At 48.8% G+C, this 17,149-nt stretch carries 14 protein-coding genes; 9 read left to right on the top strand and 5 right to left on the bottom strand.

Going from position 1 to position 17,149, the window contains the following annotated elements; all coding sequences use genetic code 11:
- Window positions 1-271: 271 nt before the first annotated feature.
- From astE to astA, 4 genes are all read right to left on the bottom strand, one after another.
- The gene (astE, locus tag DYD62_RS10210) at window positions 272-1,294 is read right to left on the bottom strand and encodes a succinylglutamate desuccinylase (RefSeq protein WP_115227239.1); all 1,023 of its coding nucleotides are present in this window, start codon (window positions 1,292-1,294) and stop codon (window positions 272-274) included.
- Window positions 1,295-1,506: 212 nt separating this feature from the next.
- Window positions 1,507-2,844 carry an N-succinylarginine dihydrolase gene (gene astB, locus DYD62_RS10205; protein ID WP_115227238.1) on the bottom strand — a complete coding sequence of 446 codons (1,338 nt, stop codon included), beginning with the start codon at window positions 2,842-2,844 and terminating at the stop codon, window positions 1,507-1,509.
- A 69-nt stretch (window positions 2,845-2,913) separates the two neighbouring features.
- The gene (gene astD, locus DYD62_RS10200; RefSeq protein ID WP_115227237.1) at window positions 2,914-4,374 is read right to left on the bottom strand and encodes a succinylglutamate-semialdehyde dehydrogenase; all 1,461 of its coding nucleotides are present in this window, start codon (window positions 4,372-4,374) and stop codon (window positions 2,914-2,916) included.
- Between the two features lie 2 nt (window positions 4,375-4,376).
- Window positions 4,377-5,396 carry an arginine N-succinyltransferase gene (gene astA / locus DYD62_RS10195; RefSeq protein ID WP_115227236.1) on the bottom strand — a complete coding sequence of 340 codons (1,020 nt, stop codon included), beginning with the start codon at window positions 5,394-5,396 and terminating at the stop codon, window positions 4,377-4,379.
- 696 nt (window positions 5,397-6,092) lie between these two features.
- Between astA and DYD62_RS10190 the strand changes: the two genes are divergently transcribed.
- From DYD62_RS10190 to DYD62_RS10160, 7 genes are all read left to right on the top strand, one after another.
- On the top strand, window positions 6,093-6,410 hold the full coding sequence (locus DYD62_RS10190) for an STAS domain-containing protein (RefSeq protein ID WP_165928622.1): 318 nt from the start codon (window positions 6,093-6,095) through the stop codon (window positions 6,408-6,410).
- A gap of 48 nt (window positions 6,411-6,458) precedes the next feature.
- Complete coding sequence (locus DYD62_RS10185) at window positions 6,459-8,654, top strand: chemotaxis protein CheA (protein WP_115227234.1); 2,196 nt, start codon at window positions 6,459-6,461, stop codon at window positions 8,652-8,654.
- 1 nt (window position 8,655) lies between these two features.
- The gene (locus tag DYD62_RS10180; RefSeq protein WP_207916365.1) at window positions 8,656-10,227 is read left to right on the top strand and encodes a methyl-accepting chemotaxis protein; all 1,572 of its coding nucleotides are present in this window, start codon (window positions 8,656-8,658) and stop codon (window positions 10,225-10,227) included.
- A gap of 36 nt (window positions 10,228-10,263) precedes the next feature.
- Window positions 10,264-10,833, top strand: coding sequence for a chemotaxis protein CheW (locus DYD62_RS10175; protein WP_115227233.1), 570 nt, complete (start codon window positions 10,264-10,266; stop codon window positions 10,831-10,833).
- A gap of 18 nt (window positions 10,834-10,851) precedes the next feature.
- A complete protein-coding gene (locus DYD62_RS10170) occupies window positions 10,852-11,319 on the top strand; it encodes a chemotaxis protein CheD (RefSeq protein ID WP_115227232.1) in 468 nt (155 codons plus the stop codon).
- 101 nt (window positions 11,320-11,420) lie between these two features.
- Window positions 11,421-12,575, top strand: a complete 1,155-nt coding sequence (locus tag DYD62_RS10165; protein WP_115227231.1) for a protein-glutamate methylesterase/protein-glutamine glutaminase — start codon at window positions 11,421-11,423, stop codon at window positions 12,573-12,575.
- Between the two features lie 5 nt (window positions 12,576-12,580).
- Window positions 12,581-13,795, top strand: a complete 1,215-nt coding sequence (locus DYD62_RS10160; protein ID WP_233702901.1) for an EAL domain-containing response regulator — start codon at window positions 12,581-12,583, stop codon at window positions 13,793-13,795.
- Between the two features lie 36 nt (window positions 13,796-13,831).
- On the opposite strand, the gene DYD62_RS10155 is transcribed toward DYD62_RS10160, so the two are convergent.
- Window positions 13,832-15,304: a DNA recombination protein RmuC gene (locus tag DYD62_RS10155; RefSeq protein WP_115227229.1), complete on the bottom strand. Its 1,473-nt coding sequence runs from the start codon at window positions 15,302-15,304 to the stop codon at window positions 13,832-13,834.
- A gap of 68 nt (window positions 15,305-15,372) precedes the next feature.
- On the opposite strand from DYD62_RS10155, the gene flgA reads away from it, so the two are divergent.
- Window positions 15,373-16,047 carry a flagellar basal body P-ring formation chaperone FlgA gene (gene flgA / locus DYD62_RS10150; protein ID WP_165928621.1) on the top strand — a complete coding sequence of 225 codons (675 nt, stop codon included), beginning with the start codon at window positions 15,373-15,375 and terminating at the stop codon, window positions 16,045-16,047.
- 142 nt (window positions 16,048-16,189) lie between these two features.
- Window positions 16,190-17,143: a bifunctional riboflavin kinase/FAD synthetase gene (locus tag DYD62_RS10145; protein ID WP_115227227.1), complete on the top strand. Its 954-nt coding sequence runs from the start codon at window positions 16,190-16,192 to the stop codon at window positions 17,141-17,143.
- The last annotated feature ends 6 nt before the right edge of the window (window positions 17,144-17,149 follow it).

Below are 17,149 nucleotides of genomic sequence, written 5' to 3'. Positions count from 1 at the left end.
CTGAGGTCAATCACTAAGCAAAACGGTGAGATGGAAGACGCCGGCATGAGGCGGAAGTAGCAATGGGAATACATCGGGATTTTTTACCATCGCTAGCGACGCCACACGCGCCTTGGCAATCTGTACCCTGCCAGATTGCCACCAAAATTCAGCAGGCAAGCGGTCGAAATTTGAGCGAGTGATGTCTAAATTTGCTCGGGCAGATCACCATGCCACTGACGTAAAAAAAAGCGAAAGCATTGCGCTTTCGCTTTTTTATCGACCAGCCTATTTAACGCGAATAACCTTTTGCCGGAACAATCACAAGGCCCGCCCGCTGCCCTATTTCAATATAGGGATTAGGGAAAATCATCCGGGCCTCGTCTTCATTAACCACATGCTGAATATCGCCATCTTCTGCCAATACGGTGCCAACTGGCAGTGGCGTAAAGTTATCCATTTTGGCATCAACGCGTAAAACAAAAGCATCGCTTTGCTTAATGATTTCACGGGAAACTTTATACAAGCCAAGATGAGCCGGTACTTCGTCGCAATCAGGTAGCTCGCCGCTGATTAAGCCCTCTAAATAGGCCTGCATTTTACTTAAATCAACATGGGTGTTCTGGCCAAAAGGCATGGCCCTCCCCAGCTCAACGGTAAATGCGGCTGCGCCACAATGCTGGCTGGAAAAAAACGAAAACGTCGTTGACGTTGTTGATTGCAACAGCACCGCATCCACACCAGCACAGGCCAGACGTGCAACCTGTAAAGGATCAAAATCGCGGCCATGCGGCGGCAGCGGATAGATAGCAAATTTTTCAATCAGTGAGCCATGAATCGCCGTATGTAGATCGTAATGCAAGCGGGGTTTTCCATCTTGGATCGATCGGGAGAAAAAACGCATCAGCTGCATTTCCAGCATAGCGGCCCGGCGGGCTTCATCGCCATCTTCCACATCCGGCAAGCGGCAAAAGAGGCGATTCATATCTTGGGCCACACAGCGTACACCCTGGCGCATTGCCTCTACATTACCAAACACAAAGAGCACCCTTGCGCGCACTCTGAGCTGGCCATCTAGGATCTGGCTGATCAGCTGATCAAGCAACTCTACAGGTGCTGTTTCATTGCCATGAATGCCGCAGCTCAATACCACATCCAGCTGCCTGTCTCCCGGATCTTTAGGCTCGAAACGGATCACCCCTTCATCCATTACCTGTACATGTGTGCCATTAGGCAGGCAATAGGGTAAGGAAATACAGGTTTTTCCTGCGAGAGCCTGCGCTAAAAAAGACGGTTCTATAGAAAAGTTACTCATTTCTGGTCTGATTCTTTTGGGTAGTTTATTAGTCTAGCAGATTGTTACAGCGGGCATGACCGCCTGTCACCGCCTGCTGATTGCCCCCAGGCCAACAGAAAGCCTTATAAAAGCAAAGGACAGGCATGCGTAAGCAAAAGTCACAACATATAACAACCAAACTGCTTCCAGAATGAAAAAAGGCGCATTAAGCGCCTTGTTTCATTTTTTTATCAAGCCAGCTGGCAAGGATAAATAGAGCCCAAATGTAAAATCTGAGTCAACTCATCCAGCGCAGTGCGCACTTCAACAATCAGCTGAGGATCGGCTAGGTCAGCCTCCGTGAGGCGATCCCGATAATGCCGGTCTACCCAAGTATTTAATTTGGCAAACAGTGCATCATTCATCCAGATATGCGGGTTAACCGCAGCCAGCTCTTGCTGCTGCAAGGCCACACGCAAGCGTAAGCAAGCTGGGCCGCCACCGTTTTGCATGCTTTGCTTTAAATCGAACACCATCAGTTCGGCAATCGGGCCATTGCTGGCCAGCAAGCCTTGCAAATACGCCCAAACAGCAGGTGTCGCGCGGCATTCATCCGGCACCACCAGATTCTGGCGACCATCGGCACGAGCCAATAGCTGGCTGTTAAAGAGGTAAGACTTCACCGCATCAGCCACACTGACCTGTGCCAGAGGCACTTCAATCACTTGCAAACCGCCACCCAGCTTTGCGTCCAGCTCGGCATAAACAGCCGCCTGCTGTAAAAACGCCGTTTCATGGGTAAACAGCACATTCTGATTACCCACCGAAATCACATCATTATGAAATACACCCGCATCAATAACGGCAGGGTTTTGCTGAGCAAACACCAGCTTATCCGCGCTTAAGCCATGCAAACGGGCAATCGCTTCGCCCGCTTCTCTAGTCTGACGGGCCGGGAATTTTTGTGGCTCTACCGAGCCGCCCCACTGCTGACGACCATAAACAAAAAATTCAACACCAGACTGACCATAGTCATGGCAAAAACGGGTGTGATTTGCCGCCCCTTCATCGCCAAAGACAGCCTGCATGGGCAGCGCATCATGATGGGCAAAAACCGCATCATGATTAAACATGGCTTTGAGGGTGCGGGTGGTTTGAGCATGCTCAATGGCACGGTGAAACTTATTTTGCAAATTGGCTGCCGTAAAATGTACGCGGCCATCCGCCGTATCTGCGGAAGGGCTGACGGTTGCTGCATTGGCAGTCCACATGCTGGATGCAGACGATACATTAGCCAAAAGGCCAGGCGAAGCCTTGGCGACTGCAGCAAGCACGCTGGCATCATCCCCGCTAAAACCCAAATCACGCAACAGGCCAATGGCCGGGCGCTCTTGTGGCACAAACACGCCCTGCTTATAGCCCAAATCGGCCAGCGCTTTCATTTTGGCAAGGCCTTGCTTAGCCGCTTCACGCGGATTGGCCGCTTTATTGGCATTGGATGTGGAGGCCACATTACCAAAAGAATGGCCGCCATAATGGTGGGTTGGCCCCACTAAACCATCAAAGTTAGCTTCAAAACTGGTCGACATTTTTCTTCCTTCTAATGACAAAACACAGGCTGTTGGCTAATCGCTGCTACAACCGTGTTTGCTGATCCATTAATCAATAACCATACCCGGCGGCAAACTCGTGGGCATCGCCAGTAATTCTGTTTCTAAAGAGGCAACAGGGTAAGCACAATAATCTGCTGCGTAGTAAGCGCTGGGCCGGTGATTGCCACTGGCCCCGATTCCGCCAAACGGCCCGGCACTGGAGGCTCCGGTCAGCGGTTTATTCCAATTCACAATGCCTGCACGAGATTCGCGCCAGAATGTTTTATAACGCTCACCGCTATCAGAAAGCAGTCCTGCCGCCAAACCAAAACGACTGCTATTGGCCATGCGAATGGCCTCATCAAACGGACCATAGCGCTGCAACTGCAGCAAGGGGCCAAAGTACTCTTCATCTGGCAGCCCTGCGATATCGCTTACATCAATAATCCCTGCGGTCAGCATCGCCGAATCAGCGTTTAAACGGCACATTTTCAGCAAGACTTTGCCGCCCATCTCCATCAGGGAGGCCTGTACTGACAACATTTTATCTGCCGCTGCCATGGAAATCATGGCCCCCATAAAGGGCGCAGGCTCTGCATCCCACGGACCTACTCTCAGCTCGGCGCTCACATCGGCCAGACGTTCTAAAAATAAATCACCCCACTCGCCTTTGGGCACAAACAGACGCCTAGCACAGGAGCAGCGCTGGCCAGCAGAGATAAACGCAGACTGAATCACATGATGGATTGCAGCCGGCATATCCTGCACCTCATCCACGACCAGCGCATTATTGCCGCTCATTTCCAAAGCCAGAATTTTATCGGGTCGGCCAGAAAACTGCTGATGCACTGCAAAACCAGCCGCCGAGCTGCCCGTAAAAAACACGCCATCCAAATCAGCATGTGCAGCAAGCAAAGCGCCCGTTGCAGCACTCCCCTGCACTAAATTAATCACACCAGCGGGCAGACCCGCAGCCAGCCAGAGTTCTACCGTTTTTTGAGCGGTCATTGGTGTGTATTCAGAAGGCTTGAAAACCACCACATTACCCGCCAGCAGCGCCGGCACAATATGGCCATTTGGCAAGTGGCCCGGAAAATTATAAGGGCCAAGCACTGCCACCACACCATGCGGGCGATGGCGCAAAATCACACTGGCATCACCCTGGGTGGATTCTCTGCGAAAGGTGCGCTCTTCAAAAGCCCGGATCGAGATCTCCACCTTGCTCACCATACTGGCCACTTCCATCGCGGCTTCCCAGCGTGGTTTGCCGGTCTCAAGGCCAATGGTTGCGGCCAGCTCGTCAGAATTAGCCTGCAATAAATCAGCAAAACACCGGAGCACCGCAATCCGGTTACTCAGTTCTGTATCCCGCCATAATGGAAACGCTGATCGTGCCGCCGCAACAGCCGCGTCCACTTCCTGAGCACTTGCTGCATTACCCACCCAAACCGCCTGCTGGCTGACTGGGTTACGTGATGTCCACGCCTCCCCCTTCCCCACAGACCAACGCCCATCGATGAGCTGCATGGCTACTCCTTGGCAGAGAGCGGTACTGCGCGCACGCTGTCTCCCGCTGCAATACCCAGCCGATCCAGCACAGACTGAGTCAGCTGCAGGCCATTTTCTGTTTTCTGCCCGATGGCCATCACGCAGCGAAAACCGACCAAACGACGGTTGGACACCAGCCACGGCACACCGGCCTCTGAGCCGACCAACTGCGCTTCGAAGCAGCCGCTTGCCCTTACCGCACGCACCTGATCCAGCTCACACTCAAGGGTTGGGCCTGCATCAAAAATATCAACATACCCTTGGTAATGAAAGCCTTCAGCTTCCAGCATGGCCCGGGCGGGACGTGTAGCCGCATGAACTTCGCCAATGGCAAGACGAGCTTCCTCCGGCAAGAAACAGGTGTAAATCGGATGCTGAGGCATCAGCTCCGCAATAAATGATTTGCTGCCTACATAGGACAGAAAATCGGCACGCGCAAAATCCATACGGAAAAAATGGCGTCCAAGGCTCTCCCAGAAAGGAGAACGCCCCTCTTCATCTGAAATGCCGCGCATCTCAGCAATAATGCGGTGAGAAAAGCGGGCACTGTGCTCGGCCATAAACAAAAAGCGCGCTTTTGATAAAAGGCTGCCATTGCCGTCTTTACGATAATGGGGCAACAAAAACAGCGAGCAAAGCTCGCTCGACCCAGTCATATCACTGTTTAAAAACAGCGTTTCCAGCTGCTTATAAATACCCAGCTCGCGCGAAGCATGCACATTAATGCCCACCCGGTAGTTGTACCAGGTTTCATGCATACCCACCGCAGCTTCAATGGCCGATGTCCCTACAATTTTGCCGGTGAGCTCGTCTTCAAGCACAAACACATAGCTAGCATCTGCCGTATCAGGGGCTTCAGCGTTGAGTGAGGTTTCACTTGCTAAAATTCGCGCAGACAGACGTTCAGGATTGGCTTGCAGCGTGGTCACCCCCACCCCTGCTTCTTTTGCCAGAGCCAGCAACTCAGGTAAATCTCCAGTCTCAATCGGGCGAATCAACATTCACAAAACTCCTTTTTATATCAGACAGCCTGCCGCGCCAAAGGCTAAAAACACACAATGCGGGCATATTTACAGCAGCAGAATCAGACCGGAAAAACACGGCAAAACGCCTTATAAAACAACGCTATTTTTATTTAATACGCGCAGAAAAAACCACCCAAAGCACTTTAAACCTGGCCCTTAATCGCCGCACGCTCAACCCGAAGGGAGCATGCAAGCACCTTACCCACCCTCCGCAGATACACCAGCAAATGAAGAGGATAAAGTTATACAGACAAAAACACGGCCAACTGATTAAAGCGGCTACTGCGATATTTTGATTATTCCTAATCCTATTTTTCAATCTAACAAAGCAGGCCATTCATTACATCGGGACAAGCCCCAACTGTTGAGTATGCCCTTGTAAACAGACACTAATTTAATGAGTGGCTTTCAAGTTTGATCAAGATTGACTATGAATAAGTTACCGATCAAGTCAATAAAAGCCTTAAAAATGAAGCGTGCGCCTGTATTACGCAGTACAAAAACAACCCAGAGCTGCATTTTCAACCAGCAGCCAGGACATAAAGCATATAGCCGCGGAGTGTTACTCCTCAACGCTGGCCACTCACTGCAAAGCAAAAACCTTTCAGCCCTGACGTTACTGTCAGCAACTTAAAGCGCGCTTTCTCAGGCCAACACCGCAGGATGAATGCAATGCCCATCACTCACAAAATTCAAAATGAGTTATGCACCATTTCAATCAGTGGTGAAATCTCCATTTACACCAGTAAATTAATGCAGGAAACCCTGCTCGAATTATTACAGACAGAACACACCATTTATATCGATTTATCTGAAGTCAATGAAATAGACAGTGCAGGCATTCAGCTTTTAATCAGTTTAAAAAAATATGCTCACGATAAAAAAATAACGCTGCAATTTCAGGAACACAGCCAGTGCGTACTTGATGTCATCGATCTTTATAATATTGCCGCCGAATTGGGTGATCCATTAGTACTGACCCTGCGTTAGCCTCGGCAAAATCTGAAAATGGCTCAGGACATGACCCGGGAGTAGCAAATGGATTTAGACAGCGCCAGAGGAGCCCTTATCGAAGAAGCGAGAGATTTGCTTAACTCGATGGAATCCGCACTCCTGACCATTGAGGGCAGCAACGTCAGTAGTGAAGAAATAAATTCGCTTTTCAGGGCCGCACACACCATAAAAGGGTCCGCAGCGCTATTTTCGCTTGAGCATATTGTTGTTTTTACCCATAGCATGGAAAGCCTGCTGGATCAGGTCAGAAGCAATGAAATCGCTATTGATGAAAAAATGATTTCTATTTTACTTGAATGCAAAGACTATCTCAGCCTGTTAATTAATGCCGTTGAAAATAAAACAGAAAACATTGATCCAGATCCGGAAAACCGAGCAAACCTACTCAGGATGCTTGATGGTTTTTTGTTCTCACCGAGCAGCGTACAAACCATAGACCCCACCGGCTCCATCGAAAAAGATGAACACAAACAAACCGGCGACAGCCATTGGCATATCTCACTACGCTTTAATAAAAATAATTTAATGAATGGCATGGATCCGCTGGAGTTTATTCGTTATTTAGCCACATTAGGTGAAATAAGTTACATCTGCACGCTGACCGATAACATACCCGCATTGGATAAAATCAACACAGAAGACTGTTATTTAGGCTTTGAGATTGATCTTGAATCGGATAAAGATAAAAAAACCATCGAAGGCGCATTTGACTTTATCCGTAAAGACAGCACGATCCGTATTTTGCCCCCGCACGCAAAAATTCAGGAATATATTGATCTGATTCACTCACTGCCAGAGCCACCGCAGCTTTTAGGAGAAATTATTTTAAAAGGTGGATCAATCACTCCATTAGAGCTTGAAGAAATTCTGCATATTCAAAGAACAGAGCCTGACCGACAATTAGGCAGTATTTTTATTGAAGAGAAAATAGTTGCGGCCCCGGTCGTCGCTGCTGCATTACAAAAACAGAAACAAGTCGAAGACAAAAAAAACAATGAATTAAAATATATAAAAGTAGAAGCAGGCAAACTAGATGCCTTAATTAATATGGTCGGCGAGCTGGTTATTGCGGGTGCTGCAGCTAATTTAATTTCTAAAAAAACAAATGATCCTGCCATGAATGAAGCATGTGCCAATTTGTCTGAGCTGGTTGAGCAAATCCGGAACAATGCACTCAACCTAAGAATGGTACAAATCAAAGAGGTATTTGAACGATTCCCAAGGGTTATACGTGATTCGGCCAGAGACTTAAACAAACAAATCAATCTTAAGCTTATAGGAACAGATACAGAGCTTGATAAAAGCATGATAGAAAAGTTAAGCGACCCGCTAATGCACATCGTCAGAAATGCAGTTGATCATGGCATTGAGTTTCCACATGAGAGAATTGGTAAAGAAAAACCTGCGGCAGGCGAAATCATTCTGAATGCCTTTCACGATTCAGGCAGTGTTGTCATTGAAATAAGTGACGATGGTGCAGGTTTAAATAAAGAACGCATTTTAAACAAGGCTATTGAAAAGAATCTAATCAGTAAAGAGGCTGTTTTAAGCGAGCATGAAATTTATCAGCTTATTTTTGCCGCTGGATTTTCCACAGCAGAGAAAGTCACTCACCTATCCGGCCGGGGTGTAGGCATGGACGTGGTAAAACGTAATATTGAACAATTACGCGGTGAAGTAGAAGTTTTGTCTGAAGAGGGCACGGGGAGTATTTTCAGAATCCGCCTTCCGCTGACCATGGCCATTATCGATGGATTTCAAGTCATGGTGGCCGATGCTACTTTTGTTATTCCACTTGATCTGGTTTTGGAATGCGCCGAGCTGACACCAGATGACGAACAGCATAATTTTGTTAATTTACGAGGAAAAGTTCTTCCTTTTGTACGCTTACGCAGCCTTTTCGACTTCCCTGAGAACAAAAGCAATAAAGAAAATATTGTTGTTATTCAATATGGCCAGCACCGTGCAGGATTAGTCGTTGACAAATTAATTGGCGAGTTTCAGGCCGTTATCAAACCTCTGGGACTGCTGTTTAAAGAATTAAAAGGAATCAGCGGCTCCACCATTTTAGGCTCAGGCCAAGTTGCGCTTATTCTGGATGTCGCTCAGCTGATTCAGTTTGCGCATAAAAAATCTGATTACTCTCACCATTCCACCAACAAGGCAATGCCGCTGAGGGAACATATATCCATGATAACAAACAGCAACTTTGGAGAATAATATGGATTGGATTAACCACTCAAAAATCGGGAACAAACTGCTTATTTCATTCCTGATTATTGCAGGAACCTCCCTTCTGACCGGGGCAATCAGCATTTATAAAATAAAACAGCTCAACCAGCTTGTAAATAATATGTATACCGATCAGCTCATTCCGATTAAAGACAATGCAAAAGCCAATTTACACGCTGTTTATATTGTAAGAAAGCTCAATTTTTATCTTTTAGCCAAAAATGAAAAAATGCAAAAAGACCTGATTACAGAAATGGATGGTTATGAAAAAACAATGATGGATCTCATTACTAAATTTAATAACACGCAGCAAAACGAGGAGGCGCAAAAACTCATCCAGGCGCTACCTTCTGATTGGCAGGCATTTAAACTGGCCCAGAAAAAAGTCATTGATGCTGTTAAACAGCAACAAGATATCGACCTTATTAAAGAAATCGTTATCAATGAAGTTCGGCCCAGTTTTCAAAAATTCGACGATGCCTTATCTGCCCTTCAGGATATAAAAGAGGTACAAAGCAAGCAATTCTTTAACTATGCCAACGAGATTTCAGAACAAATAACCCTACTGATAAGCAGCATTATCATCGGCTCATTTTTACTTTCGCTACTCATTGCTTTATTTATCAGCAGGCAGATTGTGCGGCAAATCGGTGGCGAGCCCAGCCTTGCTGTTGATATTGCAGAACAAGTGGCATCAGGCAATTTATCAATTAATGTCGCGCTGGCTCATGAGGATCAATCCAGCATTATTTTTTCTTTAAAGAAAATGGCCGGCACGCTTAATCAAGTGATGGGCGAAATTTATGCCACAGCAGATGCACTTGCCAGCTCCTCCGAACAAGTAAGCGTTTCATCACAGAATTTATCTCAAAATGCATCCGAGCAGGCCGCCAGCATCGAAGAAACCAGCTCATCTCTTGAGGAAATTACCGCAACCATTTCGCAAAACAATGAAAACGCCAAGATTACCGAAGGCATCTCGGGTAAAGCATCGGTTAAAGCCGTTAAGGGTGGGACAGCGGTAAAAGAAACCATATGTGCCATGAAACTCATCGCGGGCAAAATTAAAATTATCGACGATATTGCTTATCAAACTAATTTACTTGCCCTTAATGCCGCCATTGAGGCTGCGCGTGCGGGGGAACACGGCAAAGGATTTGCCGTTGTGGCAGCCGAAGTACGAAAACTGGCAGAACGCAGCCAAATTGCGGCACAAGAAATCAGCGAGTTAGCTGATAGCAGCGTGGGGCAAGCCGCCAGCGCAGGTGAGCGTCTGGAAGAGATCGTGCCGTTAATCCAAAAAACAGCAGATTTGGTTGAAGAAATTTCAGCCGCCTCAGAAGAGCAGTCCAGAGGCATAGAGCAAATCAGCGGGGCCATGACGCAAATCTCACAAGCCACTCAAGGCAACGCAGCTGCGGCTGAAGAACTTAACTCAACCGCAGAAGAGCTGTCTGTTCACGCCAAACACCTGCAAGAAATGATATGTTTTTTCCGTACAGAACACGCCACAAAAACAGCAGGAAAAACGGTAGCACTCCGCCATACCCCTTCTGCCTAAGCCATACTTTTCTGGCGTTCACCAAGGAACAAATCCATGAATATCCGCAACCTGAGGAAAAACAAAGAAGAAAGCCTTACCCCTGCGCCCGCAGAAGAAAAGCAATACCTTACCTTTACCTTAAACCAAGAGATTTTTGCTGTCATCATTCATAATATTAAAGAAATCATTGAATACGCTGGCGTAACCGAAGTGCCGCTTATGCCGCAATTTATGCATGGCGTGATCAATATGCGTGGCGCGGTGGTTCCGGTGATTGATTTAGCAGTGCGTTTTGGCAAAGGCAGCAGCAAGATTGGCCGCCGCTCTTGCGTCGTTATCTTGGAAGTCTTTTTTGCCGAGGAATATCACGATATAGGGGTACTGGTTGACTCAGTCAACGAGGTCATTGAGATTCCCGCATCCAGAATAGAGCCACCTCCCGAATTCGGCGCAAAAGTACGCAGTGAGTTTATTGCGGGAATCGGCAGCATCAACGATAAATTCGTCATTATCCTTGATGTAAACCATGCACTTTCCTTAGGCGAAATGGCTGATCTTGTTGACGAGAACGTCAACCTCAGTCTGGAGCACCATGCCAATTCCGACTCCCGCGAAATACAATAAACGAGCCACAACGCCGCCATGCCGGTTAAGCGCATTGTCCTACTCCCTGGCGAAGTTCACTTCTCCCAGGCCCCAGACCAGCTTTACACCCTGCTGGGTTCCTGCCTCGCCATTACGGCGTGGCATCCACAGCGTCAACTTGGCGGAATGTGCCATTTTTTACTTCCCGATTCCAAGCACAATGCCGCATTAGACGGGCGCTATGGCAGCGATGCTTTTAATTTGCTATGCCAGTTTATGCAGCGCAATACCACCTCTCCCGGCGAATACCGCTACCATATTTACGGCGGCAGCCATATTTTACAAGCAGAAGCCAGATCCTTATCCATTGGCGGCCGTAATATTGATGCCGCAAAAAGAATATTACTAAACGCTTCGCTCACAATTGATTTTGAAGATACGGGCGGACGTCACTCCCGCAGAGTTTTACTTGACCTGAGCACTGGCAAAATTATCGTGCATCGACTATTACACCAAGCCAAATAGCACAAAACAACGGCCAGACCAAGCAGCTAAATCAACTCCAAAAGCACAATCGGTATTAACCCCCTATAACTAAGATTATGCTCATAATGCAAGGCTAAACCATGACCATTAAAGTCATGATCGTTGATGATTCTGCTGTTGTGCGGCAAGTCATGCTCGACACACTTTCAAAAGCCAGCGACATCGTGGTGATCGGCTCAGCCCCTGACCCCATTTTTGCCCGCGAAAAAATGGAAAAAGACTGGCCTGATGTGATCGTGCTGGATATCGAAATGCCCCGCATGGACGGGCTGACCTTTTTGAAAAAAATCATGGCCGAGCGCCCGACACCTGTGGTGATCTGCTCTTCGCTCACAGAAAAAGGGGCTGAAATCACTATGCAGGCCCTTTCGGCAGGCGCGCTGGCCATTATCACCAAGCCCTCTCTTGGGGTGCGTGATTTTATTCAGGACAGCTCGGCCGATCTGATCCATGCCATTCGTGCCGCATCCATGGCAAGACTGCAACGGCTGCGCCCAGCCGCCGCACCGCAAACACATCACAGCAGCCCGTCCGCGCCCCCTCCCTCCAGAACACATTCGGCCCCAGCATCATCGGCTAGCATCATGCAAGAAAGAATGAGCTCGCCCAAGCTGTCGGCTGATGCGATTTTGCAGGCTGCTGGCAGCCAGAGCACCATTCAGACCACGCAAAAAATCATCGCCATAGGCACGTCAACCGGAGGCACACAGGCACTGGAAAGCATTCTGCCTGAGCTACCTAAAACCTCACCTGGCATTGTGATTGTTCAGCATATGCCCGAAAAATTCACTGCCACATTCGCAGCCAGGCTCAACAGCCTTTCGCAAATTGAAGTGCGGGAAGCCAAAAACAATGATCGTATTTTACCTGGGCTGGCACTGATTGCACCGGGGGGGAAACATATGCTGGTTAAGCGCAACGGCACCCAATACCATGTGGATGTCATTGACGGCCCAATGGTCAGCCGGCACCGCCCGTCAGTGGATGTGCTATTTCGCTCTGTTGCCAATGCCGCAGGCCGGAATGCAACCGGCTTTATTCTGACGGGCATGGGGGATGACGGCGCCAGAGGCATTAAAGAACTTCATGACACCGGTGCACGCACCTATGCACAAGATGAAGCCAGTTGTGTGGTTTTTGGCATGCCCAAAGAAGCCATTAAACTGGAAGCATGCGATGAAGTCATTGCTCTTGAGCGAATTCCTGACGTGATTGCAAAACTTTCCAACCGGTGATGATTATGCCCTTCGAACTCAATGTTTTTATTGTAGAAGACAGCCTCATTCAAAGAATGCATGCCGCCGCACTCTGCACAGAGCTAGGGCTTAGAGTGATGGGCGAAGCATCTGATGGTAACGAGGCATTACTCCTCTTGCAAAACTCCCCGCTTCCGGATGTCATGCTGATCGATCTGGAAATGCCTGGCATGGATGGCATAGAGCTGATCCAGGAGTTAGCACACCGGGAAATTGCAGTCTCAGTGATTGTTTCCAGCGCCAAAGAAGACGCTCTGATTTCGTCGGTTGAAACCATGCTGCAAGCTTATGGCCTGCCGGTGCTTGGTGCGATAAAAAAACCACTGACACTTCCGCAACTCAGCAAGGCACTCGATCACTTCAAACCCATCAGCAAAGAGAGTCCGCAATCTAGGCCGGAAGTCGTGATGGCGGCTTCTGAAATCACCAAAGCACTGGTTGAACATCAGTTTATTGCCTATTTTCAACCCAAAATTTCTATCAAAACCGGTGTTATAAAAGGAGTGGAAACCCTTATTCGCTGGCAGCACCCCGAAAAAGGGCTGGTCATGCCTTCGCAATTTATTTCCATTGCAGAAGAACAAGGGTTAATAAACGAGCTGACAATGGAGATTCTGGACCTAGCCCTTCAGCAATGCCGCCACTGGCATGAGCGTGGATTAAAAATCACCGTGGCGATTAATTTATCCATGCTGTCCTTATCGAACTCCACTTTTGCCGAGCATATCGCCCAGAAAGTAGCCAGCTACGCCATCGACCCCAGCTTTATTGTGCTGGAAATCACTGAAACAGCAGTAATGGGCGATGTAGGCAATGCGCTGGGCACGCTGGCCAGACTCCGGCTCAAAGGTTTTGGCTTATCCATTGATGATTACGGCACTGGCTTTTCATCGATGCAGCAGCTCTCCCGCATCCCATTTACCGAGTTAAAGCTAGACCGCTCTTTTGTTGATGGCGCACATGCCAAGCCTCATCTGCGTGCCATTTTGGCCAGCGCCATTGAGATTGCTAAAAAACTGGATCTCAGAAGCGTAGCTGAAGGCGTTGAATGCGTAGAAGACCTGGCCGTATTACAAGAGCTAGGCTGCGATATAGTCCAAGGCTACCTCACTGCCAAACCCATGCCGGGCGATGAAATCGTTCCTTGGCTAAAAAGCAATAATCAGCGGCTAAGAGAGCTATGTAAAACAACCCCGTAAAGCACCATAAAGAAACGCCACCGAAGTGGCGTTTCTTTACTCAATCAAAACAGGTTCCGGCTCACCTTCTAACTTCACCTGTTCGATCTCAACAAAGCGGCGCGAAATTTTATCGCTGGTGATGCTCACCTGCTGCACGTCGTCGTTCACCTGGCGAATATGCGTCGCTAATTTTTTCATCCGATCATCAAAACGAGTGAACTCCTGCCCCAGCTTACCCAATGCCTCTTTGATGATGTGCACTTGCTTACGTGTTTCCACGTCTTTAATCACGGCCCGCGCAGTATTGAGTACCGCCATCAAGGTGGTGGGCGAAACAATCCATACCCGCTTCGCCATCGCATGCTGCACCAGCTCGGGGTGATAGGCATGGATTTCAGCGAACACCGCCTCCGCAGGGATAAACATCACGGCGCCATCGGCTGTTTCATTCGGGATAATATATTTGCTGGAGATATCGTCGATATGCTTTTTAATATCCCCCCTGAAAGCTTTAGACGCCACCGCCTTATCTAGCGTGCCATCAAACATCCGATGATAGTTTTCAAGCGGGAATTTAGCATCCACCGCCACCGTTCCGGTTGGCTCTGGCAACCGCAAAATACAATCAGCGCGTGTACCATTACTTAAAGTCGATTGAAATTCGTACACCTGATTGGGCAACACATTGCGGATCAGGTGCTCTAACTGCACCTCGCCAAATGCGCCACGGCTGCGTTTATCACCCAGCAATTCCTGCAGGCTAACCACATTGGTGGTTAAACCATCAATTTTCTTTTGTGCCTCATCAATCGTCGCAAGGCGTGCCATCACGCTGGCAAACGTTTCATTGGTCTTTTTAAAACCCTCATCTAGGCGTTCCGTGACTTTCCCTGAAATCTCGCCCAATTTTGCATCGGCGGTTTTGGTTAACTCCCCCACGGCAGCAGTCAGCTGCGTTGTGGTCAGCGCCAGCGCGCTTTGAATCTGCTCCATTTCACGCACCGATTGCTCGGCCAGCATTTGGGAAAGTTTCAATAAAATTTCTTCCCGCAGAGCATCTTGCTTACCCGTCAGCTGGCTGGAAATATCGCTTAACTGCTTCACCACCAACTCGCGTGTTTCAGACAAAGTAGTCGTCAAAGACAGGCGCATGGTCGAGAGCGATTCGGTCTGCGCGGTTTGCAAGCGCGTCAGCGATTCACGCGTTTCTTTTAATTCACTGCCCACACCACTGCGTACCCGCTCAAAGGCTTCGGTCATGGTGTCGCGCAGGCGCTCGCCTGATCGCGTGACCGCATCAGACAGTTGCGCGCCCTGCTGTGTTAAGGCTGCATGCGTGCTTTCTGTTTGCCTGCTTAAGCCCTGATGCAAATCAGAGAGCATTTCTCTGTGCTTGGCCTCCATATCCTGTGTCAGCGTATCCAACACATCTCTTTGCGACTGTGCCAGCTGCTGCAAACGCGCAACCACCAGAGCGCCCGCCAGCAAAACTACCAGCGTTGTAATTCCAAACAATAGATCTAACATGGCTTTCCACTTATCCCGCGACGCCACGATTGTAGGCGATGTACGGCAGTACGCCTATAATCACTTCTATGAGACCTCTGCTATTTACACTATTTGCACTATCCACCAGTGCCATTCATGCCACAGATATCACCGCCATTCAGCGTGCGGCGCAACAATGGCTTGATCAGTCCCTCGCCAACAGCAATGGCGTACCGAGCTATCAGCTCAGCCAGATTGATAAACGCATCCAGCTCGCACCCTGCAAGCAATACGATGTAGGGCTTCCCAGCGGCTACCGCCTTTTAGGCAACACCATGCTCAGAATTCAATGTGTGGACGGTGCCAGCTGGGGCATCAATCTGCCGGTAAAAGTATCTCTACTGGTGACCTACTACACGGCCGCGCGCCCTCTTTCTGGTAATCAGGAAATCGGCACGGGCGATCTATCTGCTCAGCAAGGAGACCTGGGCACTCTTCCCGGGTCTGTGATTATGGATCCATCCCAAGCCGTGGGCCGCGTACTCAACACCGCCGTTGCTTCAGGCAAACCCTTGCGCAGCGAAATGCTCAGAGCCGCCATGGTGATCCAGCAAAACCAAAAGGTGAGGGTTATTTATCGCGATGACGTCATTGAAGTTGCCAACGAAGGAATTGCCATGAATAACGCTGCCGAAGGTCAATCGGTGCGCGTGCGCGTGGGCACAAGACAGATCATCCAGGGCATCGCCACAGCAACGGGCAGCGTAGACGTGAGCCATTGAAATGGTCTGCAAAATGAACGCGCCAGCGTGCTCGTCCGCGCAAAAATCCAGCAATAATCACCCATCTTCATATGCGAACTGACAAAACGCTCGCCAGCCGCTACAATTTACGGCTTTGTAAAGTCAGCCTAAGCGCTTAAGCATGCAAGTTTTCAGAAACGTTTCCGACGCGCACCTTCCTCCTGCGGCGATCACCATCGGCAATTTTGATGGCCTGCACGCTGGCCATGAAGCCATGCTGGCCGAATTAAAATCGGCAGCGTCAATGCACGGGCTCAAAACCTGCGTACTCACCTTTGAGCCCCACCCGCGGGAGTTTTTTGCACCTGATTCAGCGCCCGCCCGCCTCACCAGCCTGCGGGAAAAACTGGAGCTACTGGCAGCAAGAAAAATTGACTACGTGGTAGTGCAGCGCTTTGACCGCAAGTTTTCATCGTTAAGCGCGCTGGATTTCAGAGATCAGATTCTGGCTAAAGACTTAAATGCCCGGCATGTGATTGTGGGCGACGATTTTTGCTTTGGTGCAAAACGCGCAGGCGATTTTGCCCTGCTGCAAGCCAGCCCTGATTTCAGCACCTGTAGTCTTGCCACCATTGCAGATGGTGGTCTGAGAATTTCATCCACCGCCGTGCGCAATGCCTTAGCCGCTGGCGATATGAATTTAGCAGCGCACTATTTAAACCGCCCCTACTCGATTTCCGGGCGAGTTGTTGATGGTGATAAAATTGGCAGAACGCTTGGTTTTCCAACGGCCAACATTCAAATAAAACATAATCGGCCGCCTTTATTTGGCATTTTTGTAGTGGAAATCCACGGGCTTGAAAAGCCATATCAAGGCGTAGCAAGCTTGGGATTTCGCCCCACCATCCACGGCGGCGACCTCTACCCTAAATTAGAAGCGCACTTATTTGATTTTAACCGGCAGATATACCGTCAGCATCTGCGTGTAGACTTTTTGCATAAACTGCGTGACGAAGAAAAATATATTGATTTACCGACTTTAGTGGCACAAATCGAAAAAGATTGCATCGCAGCCAAAGAATGGTTTGCGGTAAACAGAAATGCCTCACGTCATGAAGACGTCCGCAATAAATAAAAAACC

The sequence above is a fragment of the Iodobacter fluviatilis genome (assembly GCF_900451195.1).
Lineage (GTDB): Bacteria > Pseudomonadota > Gammaproteobacteria > Burkholderiales > Chitinibacteraceae > Iodobacter > Iodobacter fluviatilis.
Note: the sequence above shows the minus strand (reverse complement) of the source record. Positions and strands in the feature narration are given on the sequence as shown.